Annotated in this window: 18 protein-coding genes; 7 read left to right on the top strand and 11 right to left on the bottom strand. The window is 28.5% G+C overall.

The genetic code is table 11. From position 1 onward, the window contains the following. The first annotated feature begins 18 nt into the window (after window positions 1–18). A complete protein-coding gene (gene ileS, locus MK083_02085; GenBank protein ID MCH2673245.1) occupies window positions 19–3,156 on the top strand; it encodes an isoleucine--tRNA ligase in 3,138 nt (1,045 codons plus the stop codon). Here ileS and MK083_02080 read toward each other — a convergent pair. From MK083_02080 to MK083_02070, 3 genes are read right to left on the bottom strand one after another with little or no spacing between them, the layout of a single operon-like run. Beyond that, complete coding sequence (locus tag MK083_02080; protein MCH2673244.1) at window positions 3,153–4,064, bottom strand: YihY/virulence factor BrkB family protein; 912 nt, start codon at window positions 4,062–4,064, stop codon at window positions 3,153–3,155. The genes ileS and MK083_02080 overlap by 4 nt on opposite strands. 1 nt (window position 4,065) lies before the next feature. Next, window positions 4,066–5,064 carry a dihydropteroate synthase gene (locus MK083_02075; protein MCH2673243.1) on the bottom strand — a complete coding sequence of 333 codons (999 nt, stop codon included), beginning with the start codon at window positions 5,062–5,064 and terminating at the stop codon, window positions 4,066–4,068. Next, window positions 5,057–5,860 (bottom strand): hypothetical protein, encoded by an 804-nt coding sequence (locus MK083_02070; GenBank protein MCH2673242.1) that lies wholly within the window; start codon window positions 5,858–5,860, stop codon window positions 5,057–5,059. Before MK083_02070 ends, MK083_02075 begins: the two co-directional genes overlap by 8 nt. A 93-nt stretch (window positions 5,861–5,953) precedes the next feature. On the opposite strand from MK083_02070, the gene MK083_02065 reads away from it, so the two are divergent. From MK083_02065 to pheA, 6 genes are read left to right on the top strand one after another with little or no spacing between them, the layout of a single operon-like run. Beyond that, the gene (locus tag MK083_02065) at window positions 5,954–7,438 is read left to right on the top strand and encodes a hypothetical protein (protein ID MCH2673241.1); all 1,485 of its coding nucleotides are present in this window, start codon (window positions 5,954–5,956) and stop codon (window positions 7,436–7,438) included. Window positions 7,439–7,440: 2 nt separating this feature from the next. Continuing rightward, window positions 7,441–8,100, top strand: coding sequence for a TrkA family potassium uptake protein (locus MK083_02060; GenBank protein ID MCH2673240.1), 660 nt, complete (start codon window positions 7,441–7,443; stop codon window positions 8,098–8,100). Then, on the top strand, window positions 8,101–8,520 hold the full coding sequence (locus tag MK083_02055) for a universal stress protein (protein ID MCH2673239.1): 420 nt from the start codon (window positions 8,101–8,103) through the stop codon (window positions 8,518–8,520). It begins immediately after the preceding gene. Further along, complete coding sequence (locus MK083_02050; GenBank protein MCH2673238.1) at window positions 8,517–8,915, top strand: hypothetical protein; 399 nt, start codon at window positions 8,517–8,519, stop codon at window positions 8,913–8,915. Before MK083_02055 ends, MK083_02050 begins: the two co-directional genes overlap by 4 nt. A 3-nt stretch (window positions 8,916–8,918) precedes the next feature. Further along, window positions 8,919–9,545 carry an NAD-binding protein gene (locus MK083_02045; protein ID MCH2673237.1) on the top strand — a complete coding sequence of 209 codons (627 nt, stop codon included), beginning with the start codon at window positions 8,919–8,921 and terminating at the stop codon, window positions 9,543–9,545. An 11-nt stretch (window positions 9,546–9,556) separates the two neighbouring features. Then, window positions 9,557–10,393 carry a prephenate dehydratase gene (gene pheA, locus MK083_02040; GenBank protein ID MCH2673236.1) on the top strand — a complete coding sequence of 279 codons (837 nt, stop codon included), beginning with the start codon at window positions 9,557–9,559 and terminating at the stop codon, window positions 10,391–10,393. 4 nt (window positions 10,394–10,397) lie between these two features. On the opposite strand, the gene MK083_02035 is transcribed toward pheA, so the two are convergent. From MK083_02035 to lysA, 8 genes are all read right to left on the bottom strand, one after another. Next, window positions 10,398–10,640 carry a YtxH domain-containing protein gene (locus MK083_02035; GenBank protein MCH2673235.1) on the bottom strand — a complete coding sequence of 81 codons (243 nt, stop codon included), beginning with the start codon at window positions 10,638–10,640 and terminating at the stop codon, window positions 10,398–10,400. A gap of 19 nt (window positions 10,641–10,659) precedes the next feature. Beyond that, window positions 10,660–10,902: a hypothetical protein gene (locus MK083_02030; protein ID MCH2673234.1), complete on the bottom strand. Its 243-nt coding sequence runs from the start codon at window positions 10,900–10,902 to the stop codon at window positions 10,660–10,662. 97 nt (window positions 10,903–10,999) lie between these two features. Further along, window positions 11,000–12,490: an RNA polymerase sigma factor RpoD gene (gene rpoD / locus MK083_02025; GenBank protein MCH2673233.1), complete on the bottom strand. Its 1,491-nt coding sequence runs from the start codon at window positions 12,488–12,490 to the stop codon at window positions 11,000–11,002. Continuing rightward, window positions 12,487–14,352 carry a DNA primase gene (gene dnaG, locus MK083_02020; protein ID MCH2673232.1) on the bottom strand — a complete coding sequence of 622 codons (1,866 nt, stop codon included), beginning with the start codon at window positions 14,350–14,352 and terminating at the stop codon, window positions 12,487–12,489. The genes rpoD and dnaG overlap by 4 nt, the downstream gene beginning before the upstream one ends. A gap of 355 nt (window positions 14,353–14,707) precedes the next feature. Next, window positions 14,708–15,382 (bottom strand): 1-acyl-sn-glycerol-3-phosphate acyltransferase, encoded by a 675-nt coding sequence (locus MK083_02015; GenBank protein MCH2673231.1) that lies wholly within the window; start codon window positions 15,380–15,382, stop codon window positions 14,708–14,710. Continuing rightward, window positions 15,375–16,022, bottom strand: coding sequence for a (d)CMP kinase (gene cmk, locus MK083_02010; protein ID MCH2673230.1), 648 nt, complete (start codon window positions 16,020–16,022; stop codon window positions 15,375–15,377). The genes MK083_02015 and cmk overlap by 8 nt, the downstream gene beginning before the upstream one ends. Further along, window positions 16,012–17,022: a hypothetical protein gene (locus MK083_02005; GenBank protein ID MCH2673229.1), complete on the bottom strand. Its 1,011-nt coding sequence runs from the start codon at window positions 17,020–17,022 to the stop codon at window positions 16,012–16,014. Before MK083_02005 ends, cmk begins: the two co-directional genes overlap by 11 nt. Then, complete coding sequence (gene lysA, locus MK083_02000; GenBank protein MCH2673228.1) at window positions 17,019–18,347, bottom strand: diaminopimelate decarboxylase; 1,329 nt, start codon at window positions 18,345–18,347, stop codon at window positions 17,019–17,021. The genes MK083_02005 and lysA overlap by 4 nt, the downstream gene beginning before the upstream one ends. Between the last annotated feature and the right edge of the window lie 33 nt (window positions 18,348–18,380).

The raw sequence follows: 18,380 nt of genomic DNA, 5'->3' as shown, positions 1-18,380 counted from the left end.
ATTGATTTATAAATGACTATAGAAAATAAAAAATACTATCCAGAAATTAATTCCTCTATTTCTTTACCTGAAATTGAGGAAAAAATATTGAATAAATGGAAAAAAGAAAACACTTTTTCTGAATCTTTGGAGTTAAGAAAAAAATCTAATGAGTTTGTATTTTATGACGGACCTCCTTTTGCTAACGGTCTTCCCCATTATGGCCATCTACTTACAGGATTTGTAAAAGATATTATCCCAAGATATCAAACTATGAAAGGTAACAAGGTAGATAGAAGATTTGGCTGGGATTGCCACGGTCTACCAGCAGAAATGGAATCTGAAAAAGAATTAGGTATTTCTGGAAGAAAACAAATCCAAGATTTTGGAGTTGAAAATTTTAATGATCATTGCAGAACCTCAGTGATGCGTTATACAAAAGAATGGGAAGGAACTGTTGGAAGGCAAGCTAGATGGGTTGATTTTGAAAATGACTATAAAACAATGGATCTTAGCTATATGGAATCTGTTATTTGGGCATTTAAGCAACTTTGGGATAAAGGATTAGTTTATGAAAAAGATAGAGTCATGCCATATTCTTGGAAAGCAGAAACTCCACTTTCTAATTTTGAGACCCGTTTGGATGATTCATATAGAGAAAGAAAGGATCCTGCAGTAACTGTAAAGTTCGAGATTTTAGATTTCAAACTAAAACTAAATAATAATAAAACCTTTCTAATTGCATGGACTACTACTCCTTGGACGCTTCCTTCCAATTTAGCTTGTGCTGTAGGAAAAGATATTGAATACTGCATAATATCTTTGAATAATGAAAATTATGTGATAGCAAAATCTGTTCTAGAGAACTATGAAAAAGAGTTAGATGGAAATAAAATTATTAAACATATATTAGGATCAGAATTAATAGGATTGACTTACAAACCTTTATTTCCTTATTTTAAGAATAATAATAATTCATTTAGAGTTCTAGAAGCAGAGTTTGTTAATACCGAAGAAGGCACAGGAATTGTTCATATGGCACCTGGCTTTGGAGAAGATGACCAAACAGTATGCGAAGCTAATGGAATTAAATTAGTTTGTCCAGTCGATGATCAAGGAAAATTTACACAGGAAGTTCCAGATTATGAAGGACTACAAGTATTTGAAGCTAATGAAAAAATAATTCAAGAGCTTAAACAAAAAAAATTATTAATAAAAAAAGAATCATATCTGCATAACTATCCTCATAGCTGGAGAACAGATGAACCATTAATATATAAATCAGTTAATTCTTGGTATGTAAATGTTTCGTCATTCAAAAATAGGATGGTTGAATTAAATCAAGAAATAAACTGGATCCCTAGTCATATAAAAGAAGGTACGTTTGGAAAATGGTTAGCAGGTGCTAGAGATTGGTCTATAAGCAGAAATAGGTTTTGGGGCTCTCCAATTCCAGTTTGGAAATCTGATGATCCTAATTATCCAAGAACAGATGTTTATGGAAGCTTAGATGAAATAGAAAATGATTTTGGAGTTAGGCCTGAAAATCTACATAGGCCTTTTATAGATAATTTGACAAGACCTAATCCTGATGATCCAACAGGAAAAAGCCTAATGAAGAGAGTTCCAGAAGTTTTTGATTGTTGGTTTGAATCAGGTTCAATGCCATTTGCTCAAGTTCATTATCCTTTTGAAAATAAAGATTGGTTTGAATCACATTTTCCTGCTGATTTTATTGTGGAGTACATTGGTCAAACTAGAGGCTGGTTTTATACAATGATGGTATTAAGTACAGCAATTTTTGACAAACCTCCTTTCAAGAATTCAATCAGTCATGGAATAGTTCTTGATACAAAAGGTGTAAAACTTTCAAAGAAATTAAGAAATTATCCTGAACCAGAAATGATTTGGAAAAAATATGGAGCTGACTCTCTTAGATGGTTCTTTTCCTCTTCTCCTATACTTAAAGGGCAAAACTTACAGATAGATATGGAAGGGAAGGGAATAGCAGATGCACAAAGACAAATTATTACACCTTTGTGGAATGCTTTTTACTTTTTTACCCTTTATGCAAATGCAGAAAATATAAAAGCAAAAGAAAATTATTCGTCTCAAAATTCTTTGGATAGATATGCATTATTGAAAACTAAAGAACTGATTGAAAAGATTGATTCTAATTTATCTAACTATGATATTACTTCAGCTTGCCAATCTGTTCCTGAATTTATAGATGCGATAAATAATTGGTATATCAGAAGAAGTAGGCCAAGATTTTGGAAACATGCTGATGATAATGATTCTAAAAATGCCTATGACACTTTGTATACTGTACTTCTAAACGTGACTAAAGCGCTTTCTCCCCTAATTCCACTCATAGCTGAAGAAATATATACCAAGCTTACTAAACTAAAAAGTGTTCATCTTAGTGATTGGCCTTCTATAGAACTCTTTCCAAATGATAAGGAATTTCTCAAAAAAATGGACATAGTAAGAGAAATTTCTTCTGCAGGACTAGCAATAAGAAAATCTAATAATATAAGAGTTAGGCAACCATTACATGAACTAACAATAGTTGGAGATAATTCAGAATGGATAAAAGATTTTGAAAATTATATTACTGATGAGGTCAATATTAAAAGAATTAAGATTACTGATAGCTCTGATTCTTTATACAAAAACAAAATTAAGATTAATCTAAGAAAGCTAGGCCCTAAGCTTGGAAAAGATGTAGGTAAATTTATGCAAGCAGCAAATAATGATGAATGGATAATGAATGAAAATAAATCTATAACTATTTTAGATAAAACATTTTTAGAGGATGAATATATTCTTGAAAAAGAATCCCTACCTGGAACTGAAACAAGAGATATTGATAGTGGTAATATAATAGTTTCTTTGAATATAAATATAGATGAGAAATTAGAAATTGAGGGTATAGCTAGAGATATTCTAAGAGCAGTTCAAAATAAAAGAAAAGATATGGATCTTGATATATCAGATATGATTACAATTAATATTTTTGGAGAATCTAAAATAAATAAAAGTGTCGAGTTCTATAAAGAATATATTGCAACTAACTCATTAGCAAAAGATATAATTTTTAAAGATAATGATCAAAGCGAAAAAATTAAGATTTCAGATAATAATGAAATTTTTCTCTATATAATTAAGGTTTAGGAAAGTCTTTCTATACTTGATTCTAACTTTTTGTTCTGTATATTTTGCTTTCTTATATTAAGATAAACTGTATTTCTTGCAGATATTTGAGCACCAATAAGAAGAATAATTGAAGATAAATATATAAATGCCATCAAAACTATAATTGCACTTACCCCTCCATAGATAGAACCTGAAATCCCACTAAAATTTCTAAGATATAAAATAAAAATCATTTTATTAATTTCTTCAGCTAAAGTAGCAAGAATTGCAGCAGGAAAGACAGAAAAAAATGATAATTCGATATTAGGAAGCCACCAATAACAAATAATAAAAACTAAAAATGTTAATAAAGGAGGAACTAATAAAGCTAATCTATTCCAAATATTTTGATCAATCAGAGGAGAGTCTGGGAATGTGATAGAAACCAGTTCACTCAAAAAACTTAGGCCTGTGGTTAATACAAAAGAGCTAATCAATAAAAAAGAAGCAATAAATAACATAGAAAAATCTATTCTTCTTTCTTGAAAAAAAGTTCTCTTTTTATCGATTTCCCAAATAAAATTAATACTTTTTCTAATTGTCCCAAAAACTGCACTAGAAGCAAAAAGTAGACCTATTCCAGCAAGAGTACTTGTAGCTAATCTATTTGATGTAAGGCTATCAAAAAAAGATTTTAAGAATTCATCATCTTGTTCGTCAAAAATTGGAATAACATTTTTCAAAGAATCAATTAGAGTTTGCTCAAATCCTTGAATTCCTAAGAAAATTGAGAAAATCATTATTAATCCAAGTAGTAAAGGAAATAGTGAAAAAAAAGCATAAAAAGATATAGATGCACACATAAAAGGAACATTTTTTTCAATAAATTCATTGGTTATATCCCCAGTAAATCTTAGAAACCACAGTACAAAACGTACTAAGAACATTTTAGATTCTCTTTTCTCTGAAAGCTTTTAAGTAATTTACACAAAATTCATCATTACCTTCTAGCATTGATCTTGTGATCTCATAAGCTTCTGTAGTTTTATCTATATTTTTTATTCTTTCTAATTTTGATTCAATTGGGTTTATTATTCCTGAATTTGCACCTTTTTCGATTGCAAGACTAATAAACACATCGTTAACTAGTCTCCTTTTTGGAAGACCAAAAGAAACATTACTCATACCTCCCGTAATATTTATATTGGTCCATTTGTCCTTTATTTTATTTATAGCATCGAGTGCATCTTTACCGTAATTTGATGAAACAGATATTGGAAATATCAAGGGATCAACAAAAATATCTTCATCTAGTAAGCCTTTGGTATAGCAAACTTTAATAACATCACTTAAATTGTCCATTCTCTCTTCTGAACTGTCTGGCATACTACTCTCACTAGCTGCACTAACAACTGCCTGTGCATCATATTCCATAATCGTATCAATTAAGTCTATCCTTTCAAGCGAAAGAGAGTTAACTAAAGGTCTCATATGATTACCATATTCTTCTAAGCCTGATTTTATTATGTCAGGATTTGAGGAATCAATAGATATTGGAATCTGGGAAAATTCTTTAATTACATTCACTAACCACTTCATAGCTTCTATTTGGTCTTCAAGTCTGTAACTATATTCGTCAACATTTATATCTAAAAATGCAGCACCAAATTTTGTTTGTCTTTCAATTTCCCATCTAATATAATCAATACCTTTTTCCTTATCTCCATTCATTCCCTGCCATATTGCTATCATAAAATGTTTAAGTTGCCCCTGTTTATATGGTTGGGTATCCTTAAAATGATCAGGAATATTCAGTATTGAAAAATCATCCCCTTTTTTTCTGAAGGTAATAACTTTCTCTCCATCTAAATCAAAAGTTCTAATACCATCTAATTTTACAGATCTTGTTGTATGGATATTTTCACCGATTATGATAAACTCATTCATTATTAACCTGCAATATGTTGCTGTCAGCCCACAGCGATAACTCCTTAATTCCTCCGAAAGGGAAAAAATGAAGTTTATTGATATTATCTAATCCGTTTATTATTTCTAAAGGATTATGCTTAACTAATTTAGTAAGACCAAATTTTTTACTTCTAATAATCAAAGTTGTTGCACTAACTCCACAAATTTTCGCATAATTTATTAGTGTTGTTAGTTTTGCTGGACCCGCAATGCCAAGATTAATATCTATTTTCCCTGAATTTTTACTTATGATATCTTTTTCTACTTTTTTTACCCAATTATTTGTTTCATCAATATTCAATGTCCATTGCGTTACTATAGAAGAATTAAAGCCTTTTTTCATAAGCCAATCACACTTAATAGATAAATTATTTTCAGAATTATCATCGTCTGGATTTCCTTCTGGATGGCCAGCTATATTAATTTGATTGAACTCATATTTTTCAAATAAACCTGTTTCAAAAATATCCATCGTTTTATCGAAAATACCTGCTTTATTCTTAGGACTGCCTCCAATTGCTAGAACCTTTTTTATATTTTCTTTTGCCAAACCGGATAGAAAAAAATCCAGTTGATCTTCATCTTTGATACTTCTAGCTGGACAATGAGGTATTGGTGAAAATCCTTGAGATTTTAGATTTCTAGATGCTTCAATAATGTTTGAAATCGAATCACCAGGTATAAAGGCCACATATACTTCATTGAACATTTCTTTTGGTAAAATTTTTAAACGTTCAATTTGTTTTGGAACTATTTCAAGTGAGTATGTAGTCATATATTATTTTGAAGAGGCTTAAAACACTATAAATAAGTATAATCTATATATAAAAATAAATAAATTAAAACTATAGCTATTTGGCAATTTTCAATGGCAAATGAAAAAATAAATTCACTAAATGGAGATAAGCTCCATCGAATAAGAAGATCTTTGGAATTACAACCTGAGATCATAAAATTAGAAAGTAAAAAAAGTTCAAAAAGAGGATTAAATTCTCCTCTTGTACTATTTTATGGTTTAATTGCCTTAATTATCTTTGGAACAATCGGTTTATTTTTACCCATATCAGTAAATTCTGGACAAGATATAAGTTTAGTTGATAGTTTTTTTGTATCAACTTCAGCTGTTACGGTTACAGGATTGACTCCAGTTCAATCAGAGGTTACTTGGAGTATATTTGGTCTTACAATAATATTAATTCTTTCTTTTATTGGAGGCTTGGGATTCATGATTGGAGCTGGATTTTTAATATATATATTATTTGGTAAAAAAATCAATTTAGAGCAGAAAATGCTTATAAATGAAAGTTTGAGTGACAGTACACCTTCAAAATATGTTGCAAGTAGTTCAATTAGAGTAGTACTAAATATTTTTTATATTTCCATAATCCTACAAATCATAGGAGCTATTTTATTTTATTTTTTTTGGTATGAAGGGGATATCAAAAATGAACATAGCATAATTTTTAATTCAATTTTTCAATCAATATCATCATTTAATGGAGCGGGGTTTGATATATTACCAGATGAAAATGGAGGAAGTATCGGATCAATAACTCCAAATATAAATGTATTAACAATAACGATGGTACTTATTTTTTTAGGAAGTATAGGTTACCCAATCATAATAGAATTTTTTGAAAATATTATCTTATTTTTTCAATCGAAATATAAACAGATATTTATAACATTAAATTTTAAGGTTGTAGTCTTGAGTTCTTCAATTATATTAATTATTGGTGCTTCGCAGTTCTTATTCGCAGAGTGGTCAAATCCTTTTACAATAGGAGCTGAAAGTACAAAAGAAAAGATAATATTTTCAATTTTTCATTCAATAACACGAACTGCGGGATTTTCTATAGTTGATTACAATCAAATTCATAATAGTACATCTGTAATGACAATGGCATTAATGTTTATAGGAGGTGGATCTCTTTCAGTAGCAGGAGGTATAAAAGTAGGAACAGTAACTATTATTCTTGCAGCATTAATATCAACAATAATGGGTAAAGATGAAATTACAATTTTTAAGAGAACTGTTACAAGAGATATTACAAGAAGGGCTCTAATAATATTTATATTTTCTATTTTTTTAATTTTATTTTCGTTTATTGTTATTTCTTCATTTGAACCTGATAGTATATTTAGAGAATTACTATTTGAATGTGTAAGTGCATTTGGAAACGTGGGACTTACCACAGGAATAACTGAAAAAATTAATAATTCATCAAAAATATTTATTGCATTACTAATGATTATTGGAAGATTTGGTCCACTTTTGTTAGCACTAATGTTTGTAGGAAAAAAAATCGAAACTAAAGCAAAGCCAGCTTATGAAGTTGTAAGATTGGGATAGAAATGAAAATAAAACCACAAGTTGTAGTTGTAGGACTTGGAAGGTTCGGTACTAGTTTTGCAAGTAAAATGTATCAATTAGGCTATGACGTTATGGCAATTGATAAAGATGAAGATAAAGTTCAATCTATGATAGGGCAAGTAACTTACCCTGTAACAGCTGATGCTTCGTCAGAAACAGCACTCAGAGAATTAGGTGTTCAAGATTTTGATGTAGGAGTGGTAGCTATTGGCTCGAATGTAGAAGTTTCAGTTATGGTTACTGTTTTATTTAAAACCTTGAACATCAATACCGTTATGGCACGAGCATCGTCTACTCTTCATGAGAGTACTCTTAAGAGATTAGGGTGTAATAAAGTTATTTTTGCTGAAGAAGAAATGGGAGAAAGGTTAGCAAGTACAATTTTTACTCCAAATGTTGACGATTACTTAGAACTTTCATTAAATATTGGAATTAGTAAATTAATGGTTCCTGACAGGATTATAGGTATGACTTTGGGAGAAGCTGGATTTTTAAATAAACCTGGACCTCAAAAACTAACAGTAGTCTCTATATTAAGAGGTGATTCACTTATGCTTTATCCGTCCAATGATGAAGTAATAAGAGAAAATGATGAACTTACAATTATTGGAAATAATAACAATATAGATAAACTTTTATAAATGAATTCAGAAAGAATTTTAGTATTACTTGATTCAATAAATAATGAATCTATCTTAAATTTATCTATTTCTTTGGCCAAAAATAATAACTCTAAATTATTTTTCATTTATGTAATTGAAACTCCTCACAAATATCCAATAGATTATGAAATTGGCAATCAAATAAGTGTAGGAGAAAATATACTTAAGGAAGCTAATGACTTTCTATCAAGAAATAAATTAGAGTATGATATAAATTCTGATAGTTTTATTCTAGTTCAATCAAGAAATGCTGGAGTAGCAACAATTAAAGAGTCTGAAAGAATAGGTTGTGATCTAATTATTTTTTCAAAAAATAATGAAAATAATGATTATAAATATTCTTATATTAAAAAGTACTCTAAAATAAATTTAATAGAAATAACAAATAAAAAATTATGAAAACTTCAATATTTGGTATATCAAATAAAACAAGGCTAATTGTCGAATCAATAGAAAATTTTTGCGATGAAATAGAAATTTTTGATTTTATTGTAGACTATGATTTTACTAATGAGCAAACAGATAAAAGAAAAATAAAAATCAATATCGAGAATAACTTAAGAAATAATTTTGAAATCTTAAAAAATAACGCTGATTATATTTTTCTTGCTAGTAATTCAGATATTCTAAACTCCTATTTTTATCAAAAAATTATAAATGATTTTGATAAAAATAGAATTCAAATGATAATTTCTAATAAAGATCTTTATGGTATGTATAAAGATAAAAATTATTCTGTAATCAATTCTTTAGATCCTAACAAAAATGAACTAATTAGTATTATCAGGAGCTAATACATGTATATTATTATTTCTGGAATAAATAGAGTAAGTTATCAACTTGGAGAAAACTTTATAGCTCAAGGAAATGAAGTTACTTTTATTGACTCAAATCAACATAATGTTAGCTTTATAGAAGAAAACTTAGGATTTCTGACTATACTTGGAAACTCATATAATAAGCAAACTTTATTAGAATCAGGCATTGATAGAGCTAATTACTTTATAGCCGCTCAATCCGAAGATGAAAATAACTTAGTCTCCTGTCAATTATCAAAATTTATCAACCCAGATATTAAGACAATCTCAATTATTAACTCTAAAAAAAATAGAGAAATCTTTCTTAATGAGGATTTTGATTTTATAGTAGATAATGATGAAATATTGAGCAATTCTATCAATACTTTTATATCTGATTATTCAAATTTGAGCATTTTTATAGACAATGATAATTTCACAGAAATACGAATAATAACAGCAGGACTAGATTCCGAAATAATTGGTAAGTCAGTTAGTGAGATAAAACTACCAAATAACTCAAAAGTTATCGCAATAATATCATCATCAGGAAATATTAGCCATAATTTCAGTAATACCATTAACTCGCTTGATAAGATAATATATCAAGTACCCATAAATAATTAGTAAGAAAAAAAATGAGTATGAAACTGAGCTTTTTAGGACCTGTAGGAACTTATTCAGAAACTGCTGCATTAATGTATAAAAAAGATGAACACACATTGATTCCTGAAGCAAATATTACTGAAGTTCTTTCAGGTATTGAAAATGAATTATATGATGAAGGTATATTACCAATTGAAAACTCGAGAATAGGTACAATAATTGAAGTAATAGACTATCTTATAAAATCTAAATCCCTTTACATAAATCATGAATTGTTATTACCTATAGAGGCTTGTTTAATATCAAAGAAAAAAACAACTAAACTAAATGAAATAAAAGAGATTATCAGTAAGCCTGAAGCAATTGGTCAATGTAACCAATGGATATCAGAAAGATTAAGAAAAGATATAGTTATAAAAGGCTATCCTTCAACCGCTGAAGCTGTTGAGAGCCTCAAAGGATTACCAGATTATGTAGCAGCTATAGGTCCAGAAAGATCTGCAATAATAAATAAAAACCACATTATTGAAAAAGGCATCCAAGATTATAAAAATAATACTACTAAATTTGTAGTAATTTCAAAAAAACAAAATAAGCCTACAGGAAAAGATAAAACTACGATCGCATTTGATTTCAAGATTTCAGATAAAGCTGGTCTTCTTTTTACTGCTCTTCAATGTTTTTCGAAAAGGGATATAAATTTACAAAAAATTGAAAGTAGACCGAAGGGCACTCAAATAGGCGACTACATATTTATTATAGATTTTGATGGACATGTTAATGATAAAAAAATTACGGAAGCTCTAAGCGAATTATCAAAAACAACTTCATTTCTTAGGGTACTAGGTTCTTACTCATATACTAAATAATTATTTAGTCATCATATAAATCAGTTCTTGACCTTTTAGACACCTCATTTCCTTCCTGAACGGCATTATTTAATCTTTCTTTTGCAGAATCAACTAAGTCATTTGCTTTAATTTTCCAATCCTTAATATTCTCAGACAATTGAACCCTAGTTTCATCACCAGGCTTAGGAGCAAAAATTACACCTGCTACAAAACCAAGAGTAGCTCCATAGAAAAAGCCTTTATAAAAAGAATCTCCGTCAGACATGTTTACCTCCTAAATAATATTAATTATTTGATTTTTTAGATGAAAAACCAAATAAAGACTTGAATATTTCAACTGATTTATTTATTGTTGTTATTGATTCTTTAAAAGAGTCAATTTTTTCATTAGCTGTATCAAACTGGGTTTTAATTTTATTAACATTTCTAATAAAAACTATTAGAGCAATGGAAAACAATATGCCCATAAATGAGAATATTAATAGGAAAGCAACAGTTAAGTAGTCTATCAATTCAGAAATATTCAAAAAAAACCTTATACATTTTCACTTATTATGTTTAAATATACACAATTACAAGGATAAATTCAATATTGAATACCATTTGGTTAATAACCAATCACTCTCAAAAATCTAGATAATCTCTAAGGGTTAGGGACCGGGTGGGGTGCCTTAGCTTTCTTAGTGCTTTTGCTTCAATCTGCCTTATTCTTTCTCTTGTCACTCCAAAGGTTTGCCCAACTTCTTCAAGGGTTCTTGGTCGACTATCGTTTATACCGAATCTATACTCAATAACTTGTCTTTCTCTTGGAGATAATGTTTCTAAAACTTCTGTAATTTGTGATTTTAATAAGTTCTTTGAAGCGGAGTTTTGAGGAGATTCAGCATTTTGATCTTCTATCAAATCTGCTAAATTTAAGTCTTGCTCTTCTCCAATTGGAGCTTCTAAAGAAATAGGATCCTGGGATGCTTTTAATATTTCATTAACTTTATCTGGATCCATATCAAGCTCTTTAGCTATATCTTCTGAAGTAGGTTCTGTTCCTTTTTCTTGAACCAATCTTCTGGAGACCCTAAGAATCTTATTTATTTGTTCAACCATATGAACTGGAATTCTTATAGTTCTAGACTGATCAGCTACGGCTCTAGTTATTGACTGTCTTATCCACCAAGTTGCATAAGTTGAGAACTTAAATCCTTTTCTATAATCAAATTTCTCAACAGCTCTGATAAGACCTATGTTACCTTCTTGAACTAAATCTAATAATGTTAATCCCCTACCTATATATTTTTTTGCTATAGAAACAACTAATCTTAGATTTGCTTCAGCAAGATGATTTTGAGCAAGTTCAGATCTAGAAATAATTTGATCATAATGCCTATCTATAATCATTTTATAAATCTTTAATTGATCATTAAAATTTTTATCTACAATAAGCTTTTTTAGATTCAAGTCATTTAAATCTTTATCTAACAATTTTGATATATCTTGAGGAATCAATCCTAAAAGATCTGATATTTGCTTAATCTTAGTAGTCGCTTCATCTGTAGAGATATTATTTACATCTGCAACATAAGAAATCAAATCTTCTGAATAAACACCATGAATATTTGAAAGAGAAGATTCTTCTGAAATGAAATATTCTAAAGTCATAATTTCTTTACTATTTTTTCCATAGAACTTTCCGATTGATTTAATTATCTTCTCAAGATCTAATATAGCAATTAAAACTTCTCTGAATACATCAACTGAATTTATCAAATTAGAGCTAGATTCTTCTAACTCAGAAAAAATATTTTTATACTTAAACTTCAAGTCTATAGTTCTAGCTAAAATTTCTTCATCTTTTCGAGATAATAACTTGACATCTCCTATTTCTTTTAAGTACATTCTTATAGGATCTTCATATGTATCTTTTATGATTTTTTTGCCTTTTGAAAGAATATTCATCAAATCATCATTTTTTTCATAAGAATCTATCGAAGTAGAAACTGATGACAAATCTTCCTCATCCTCCAAGTTAGATCCACCAGGAACAATGACAGTATCAACATTATTATTATCATTTACATCTTCTATATAAAGATTTTCGTTATCATTTGTTGTTTCGCTCAATTTACTTCACTCCTTTCTAAATTTTTAATATTTTCTGTAATCTCAACTATTTCAAGCATTAGGGAAGCTATTATATTTTTATCTTTGTCAGTATGTTCTTCTTCTTCTTTAAGCCTTACGGCCGTTTCATTTAACTTTCTTTTTTGATAATCTAAAGCTAATCTAGTCTTAACATTCTCAAGCTCAATTTCAAAGCTTAGATCTGGGTCAGATACAAAACCTTCATCAAGATAACTTTCAAGTTCTTCATAAATAAAAATCAAGTCATCATTAATATCATCTCTATTTATCACTTTATTTTCTTTTTTCCAATAATTGAATACCGATCTAAAATGTAAATCCGAGAAATAAAATTCTTCCATATCTTTCACATAATCAAACAATTCAGAGTTTTGTAATAAAAGAGCTAAAAAATGTTTTTCCTGAGACTTTTCCGGATTAAATATGACTCTTTTAATTATTTGATCATTATTTGTTCTTTTGTTATTTTGTCTAAATTTAGATTTCATAGAGGTCTTAGCTTCAATATTAAGTAAGTCATAATCCAAATCAGTCAATTTAGAAATTTTTCTAAGATAAAAAGATTGCTGATTTTCATCACAAGATTCAACCACAAATGGAAGTATAGTATCTAAAAATTTATAAGTATCTTTATTACTTCCTGTAAGAAACTCTTTTGAATAAAATTCGATTAGAAATTCAATAAAATTTTTAGACTGACTTATCATATCATCCCATTCAAGTGGATTACTTCTAAAAATTTCGTCAGGATCTTTTCCCTTTGAGGGGAAACAAACCTTAACACTAATTTTTTTATCTGCTTTTTTAAAGCTTATTGCTATATTTTCCCTTAGTTTCAGTATAGTATCTAACGCTGCTTTGTGACCTGCACTATCATTATCAAAGCAAAACACTATTTCACCCGTATCTGATGAATAAGTGACAAGTTTTTTCAACTTATCAAAGTTTTCAGAACTGAGCTGAGTTCCCATTGCAGCTACGAGATTTAAGTATCCTTTTTCATAACCAGAGATACAATCAAAATAGCCTTCAACAACTATAGCTTGTGATTTGAGCTTAATAGTTTCGGAAGCTCTATCTAATCCATAAAGTATTTGAGATTTATTAAATACATCACTGTCTTTTGAGTTTATATACTTACTTTTTTGTGTTTCATTAATAGATCTTCCTGAAAAACCAACTATATTTGATTTTTCATCTAGAATAGCAATTGTTATTCTATTTCGAAAAAAATCTACCCAGTCATTATCATCATCTTTTTTAAGTAATAAATTAGATTTCATAACTCCTCGTTTATTTATTTTATTCAATTGGAAATAACTAAATAAACTTCCTAAATTTCCATCAGGACAATATCCAATATAGTGCTTACTTATGGTAGAAAGTGATATATCTCTTTTTGCAAGATAATCTATGACCTTTTTTGAGCTCTCAGATCTTTGATCAGTAAGTTGCTTATAAAAATAACTTTGAGCTAACTTATTGACCTCAAAAACTTCGCTCGCAATTATATTAGACTTTTTTCTTCTTTCTGAATCATCAATATAAGATGTTTCATCATAATCCCAAGAAAGATAATTCGATAATTGTTTTATTGATTCAGGAAAGCTCAATTTTTCGTATGACATTAAAAAATCAAAAACATCGCCACTTTCGTTACATCCAAAACATCTATATCTTTTTAAGTCTCTACTAAGAGTAAAAGAAGGTGTTTTTTCATCATGAAACATACACAAGGTCTTAGGGACTGAACCTTTGTCTGACCAGACTATCCCCTTGCTAGCCAAGAATTCTTTGAGATCAATATTTTCTCTTATTCTCTCTTTGTATTCTTGTGCCATATTCTTAACCTTAAAATGCCTAAAATTCTTTTACCTAGTCTACATTGATATTAATCAAAATGGGTAAACTTTTTGTAAACTTTACGACATTATTATGGCATTAATATAAAAGTCTAAAAAATATATAGATTATATGTTTTTTAGAATTATTTTTTTAAGTACTTGGAGAGATTTTTTCTGCTAATCTCATAGCATAATGATCTATCATTCCAAATATAAACTGAAATATATATTTCTTTATTTATAATGTCCAGGATATCTTGTTCAAGAGGTAGTTCCTCAATATTTTCTTGGTATTAATTAAATGAGAAACTCTACTATAAAATTATTTGAAACATAATTTATACCCATAAATCTAAGTTAAAGTTTCAGTATAAAGAAATTTTTTTTCTGAACTTTCAAATTCTAGATCTCTGTAGTTTTCTGGTAGCAAATTTGAAATTCTTTTCATAATTTCTATAGTTACTAAATCATAGATTTTCTTATTCTTTTTTTGAGGTAAATTAGCTACCCTAAAGGGTTCTCCAATGTTTACTGTAACTTTTTTATTTGGAAATAAAAATTGAAAATAATTTGTAATTCTTTCAGTTCCATATATTCCCATTGGAAGAATTATAGATTCTGTATCAATTGCTAGAAGTGTTGCCCCATTATAACCACGCTTAATTCTTTGATCCTTACTTCTTGTGCCTTCAGGGAAAATTAGTAAAGAATTATTTTTAGATGATAATTGATTTTTAGCCCACTGAAATGCTGATATATCTACCCTGCCTCTATTTAATGGGAAGGCTCCATAAAATTTCAAAAATATACTTACAGGAAATCTAAATAATTCTTTTTTAGCTAAAAATCTAGGCTCCTTAGAAACTGCTGTCGCACACAATGCCGGATCAATTATAGACAAATGATTCGAAACAGAAATTACAGATTTATCAGATGGTACATTGTGACGACCATTTATTTCTAAAGATCCTGAAATCTTAAAAGTAAAATTGAGACCTGCTTCACAGAACTTAAATAACTTAGTCATCTTCTAATAATTCTTTAATCTTTATAACAACCTCATCTATGTTCAGTAAATCTGTATTAATTAAGTGAGCATCTTTATCTATAGTCAATGGTGAATTTTTTCTATTAGAATCAACAACATCTCTTAATTTTATTTTTTTCTCAACATCAAAAGAATTTAATCCAAGTTCTTTTGATCTTCGTTTTGCTCGAATATCTATGGATGCATCTAAATATATTTTTAGATTTGAGTTAGGAAGTACTATTGTACCTATGTCTCTACCTACCATAACTATATTATTGATTTTGGATATATTTATTTGCTCCTTAACTAAATTTTTTCTAACTCTAGTTATTTTTGAAATATCAGAAACATTTTTATCTACAGAATCTGAAAACAAAAAGCTGGTTATATCCTTATTTTTATAGTATATTTTATTTTTTTCACCCTTGAGCTTTACCTTAAGTAAACTCTTTGCAAAATAAGCTGAAACTAAAACTGGATCTAATAGCTCTGAAATAGAAATATACGTAACTGCTCTGTACATAATTCCAGTATCTAGAAAATCATAATTTAATAATTCAGAAAGTTTCTTCCCAACTGCAGACTTACCTGAAGCAGCAGGACCATCGATGGCAATTGATTTTAAATTATTTATCATTATTCTTATTTTTAGGGAAATTTATACTCATAACATCAAAAACAAGTCTAGGATTAGCGTTAATTTTCAAATAATTTTGAGTTCTTAATAAAATTAATATTATTTCGTTTATTTGATATATGTCATAAATATTTTCAAGATTATTTCTTAGCTTTAGTGTTATATGTTCATCATATTTTTTCTTTATTATAATTTTGCAAAACTTAATCCATAAATCAATTTCTTCATAAATTAAGTTTCTATCGGTTCTAAAACTAGATGATAATTTCTGAGATATATTTATCCTGTAACTAAGATCGCCTTCACAAAAATCATAAAATCTTTCATAAGCTTCAAGATAATCATCAATTAAAGAAATATTAGAAGCAAAAGATTCAGCTAGTTCAATTTTTCCTGAAGATAATTGAGTTATAATTTCTTGTAATTCAGATTCTAGATTAAAATTTTTACCAAGATGAAGCATTATCTCTTTATCTGTATTTTGACTAAGGCTAATTTTTTGCGCCCTAGAAATAATAGTAGGATAGACAAGAGAAATATCATCTACTAAAAAAATGAAAATAGAAGTTTTCGGAGGTTCTTCTAATAGTTTCAAGAATGCATTAGAAGCTTCATTATTTAATTTTTCGGCTTCATTTAGTATAAAGATTTTATACTTTGCCATAAAAGGGCCCAAATTAGAATTTCTTATTATTTCATGAATATGACCTATTCTAATTTGATCAGATTTAGTTTCATTAGATCCTTCAATAGGAGTTTTTGTATCAATATTAATTAGATCATAGTGGTTTTTATTAGAAATTTTCTTACAGTTATGACATTCATTACAAGAATTATTTTCTCCAATAGAATCACATAAAATAGATTTTGAAAAATCAAGAGCTAGTCTTTTTTTCCCTATATTCTTAGGACCATAAAATATATAAAAATGGGAGAAATTATTTTTTTTTACTGATTGATGAAGTCGATCAAAAACTTTATTTTTTACAATATTAGTCATAACAGAGAAGTAGACAATAAATCTTCATATGTTTCTCTTCTTCTAATTAATAATGGTTTTTTATCCTTAATTACCACAACAGCTGGTCTAGTTTGCATATTGTAATTACTAGCCATTGCTAGATTATACGCTCCAGAAGCAGGAAGGGCTAAAAGATCATTTATTTGAGGATTGGGAAGCATGACATCCTTCGCCAAAATATCTCCGGATTCACAAAATTTTCCTGAAACAGTAGATTTTAATAAATTATCCTTCTGATTGACTTTTGTAATTGAAAAAACAGAATATTCTGATCCATACAATGCAGGTCTTATATTATCACCCATCCCTCCATCAACAGATATATAATTTCTAACACTAGGAATTTTTTTTATAGAACCTACTCTGTAGATACTGACACCAGCCCTTCCGATTAATGCTCTACCTGGTTCTAATGTTATTTTAGGTATATCAAATCCATATTTATCACAAGATTCCTTAATTGAATTACAAATAGTTTTTGCATATTCATGAATAGACAAAGGTTTTTTTTGAGGAAGATAACCTATTGCAAAACCTCCTCCTGGGCTAAACTCAAGCATTTCAAATTCATACTTTTTTTTCATATCAGATGCAAATTTATAAACATAATCTATAGCCTCAGAATATGGTTCAAGTTCAAATATTGGTGAGCCTAAATGAAAATGTAATCCTAGCAAATTTAGAGATTTTATTTTCATAATCTGTTCAATTGCTTTTTCAGCATCACCAGTTTCAATAGAAAACCCAAATTTCGAGTCTAAAATACCTGTAGTTGTTAGAAGATGTGTATGAGGATCAATCGAAGGTGAAACCCTTAACATTATATCTTGAATAATAGATTTGTCTTCAGCTATATTTTTCAGGTTATCTATCTCATTAAATGAGTCAATAGTAATATGATTAATGCCATAGTCAACCGCTTCAGAAAGTTCTAAAATAGATTTATTATTACCGTGAAAGTTTATTCTTTTTGGATCAAATTTTACATGTTTAGCAACTGCTAATTCACCACCAGTTACAACATCAATACTCATATTTTGATTATTTAACAAATTCAAAATATAAGGATTAGAAAAAGCCTTAGTTGAATATGAAATAATACTATCTTCAATTTCATTCGTAAATGAATCTTGAAAATCCTTAATTGTTCCAATAATTGTTTCTTCGTCATAAACATATAGTGGAGTACCATACTCCTCAGCTAGATCCTTAAGATCTACACCATTAATTGAAATGTTATTCTTATCATTTACAAATGAGTTATTAGGAAATAACTCAGATCCATTAAAAGTTTTATTTTTCATACAATACCTAAAGATTTAAAATTTATGATAATT

Source organism: Dehalococcoidia bacterium, assembly GCA_022451965.1.
Taxonomy (GTDB): Bacteria; Chloroflexota; Dehalococcoidia; order Lucifugimonadales; family Lucifugimonadaceae; genus TMED-70.
This window is presented reverse-complemented; position numbering and strand designations above follow the sequence as displayed.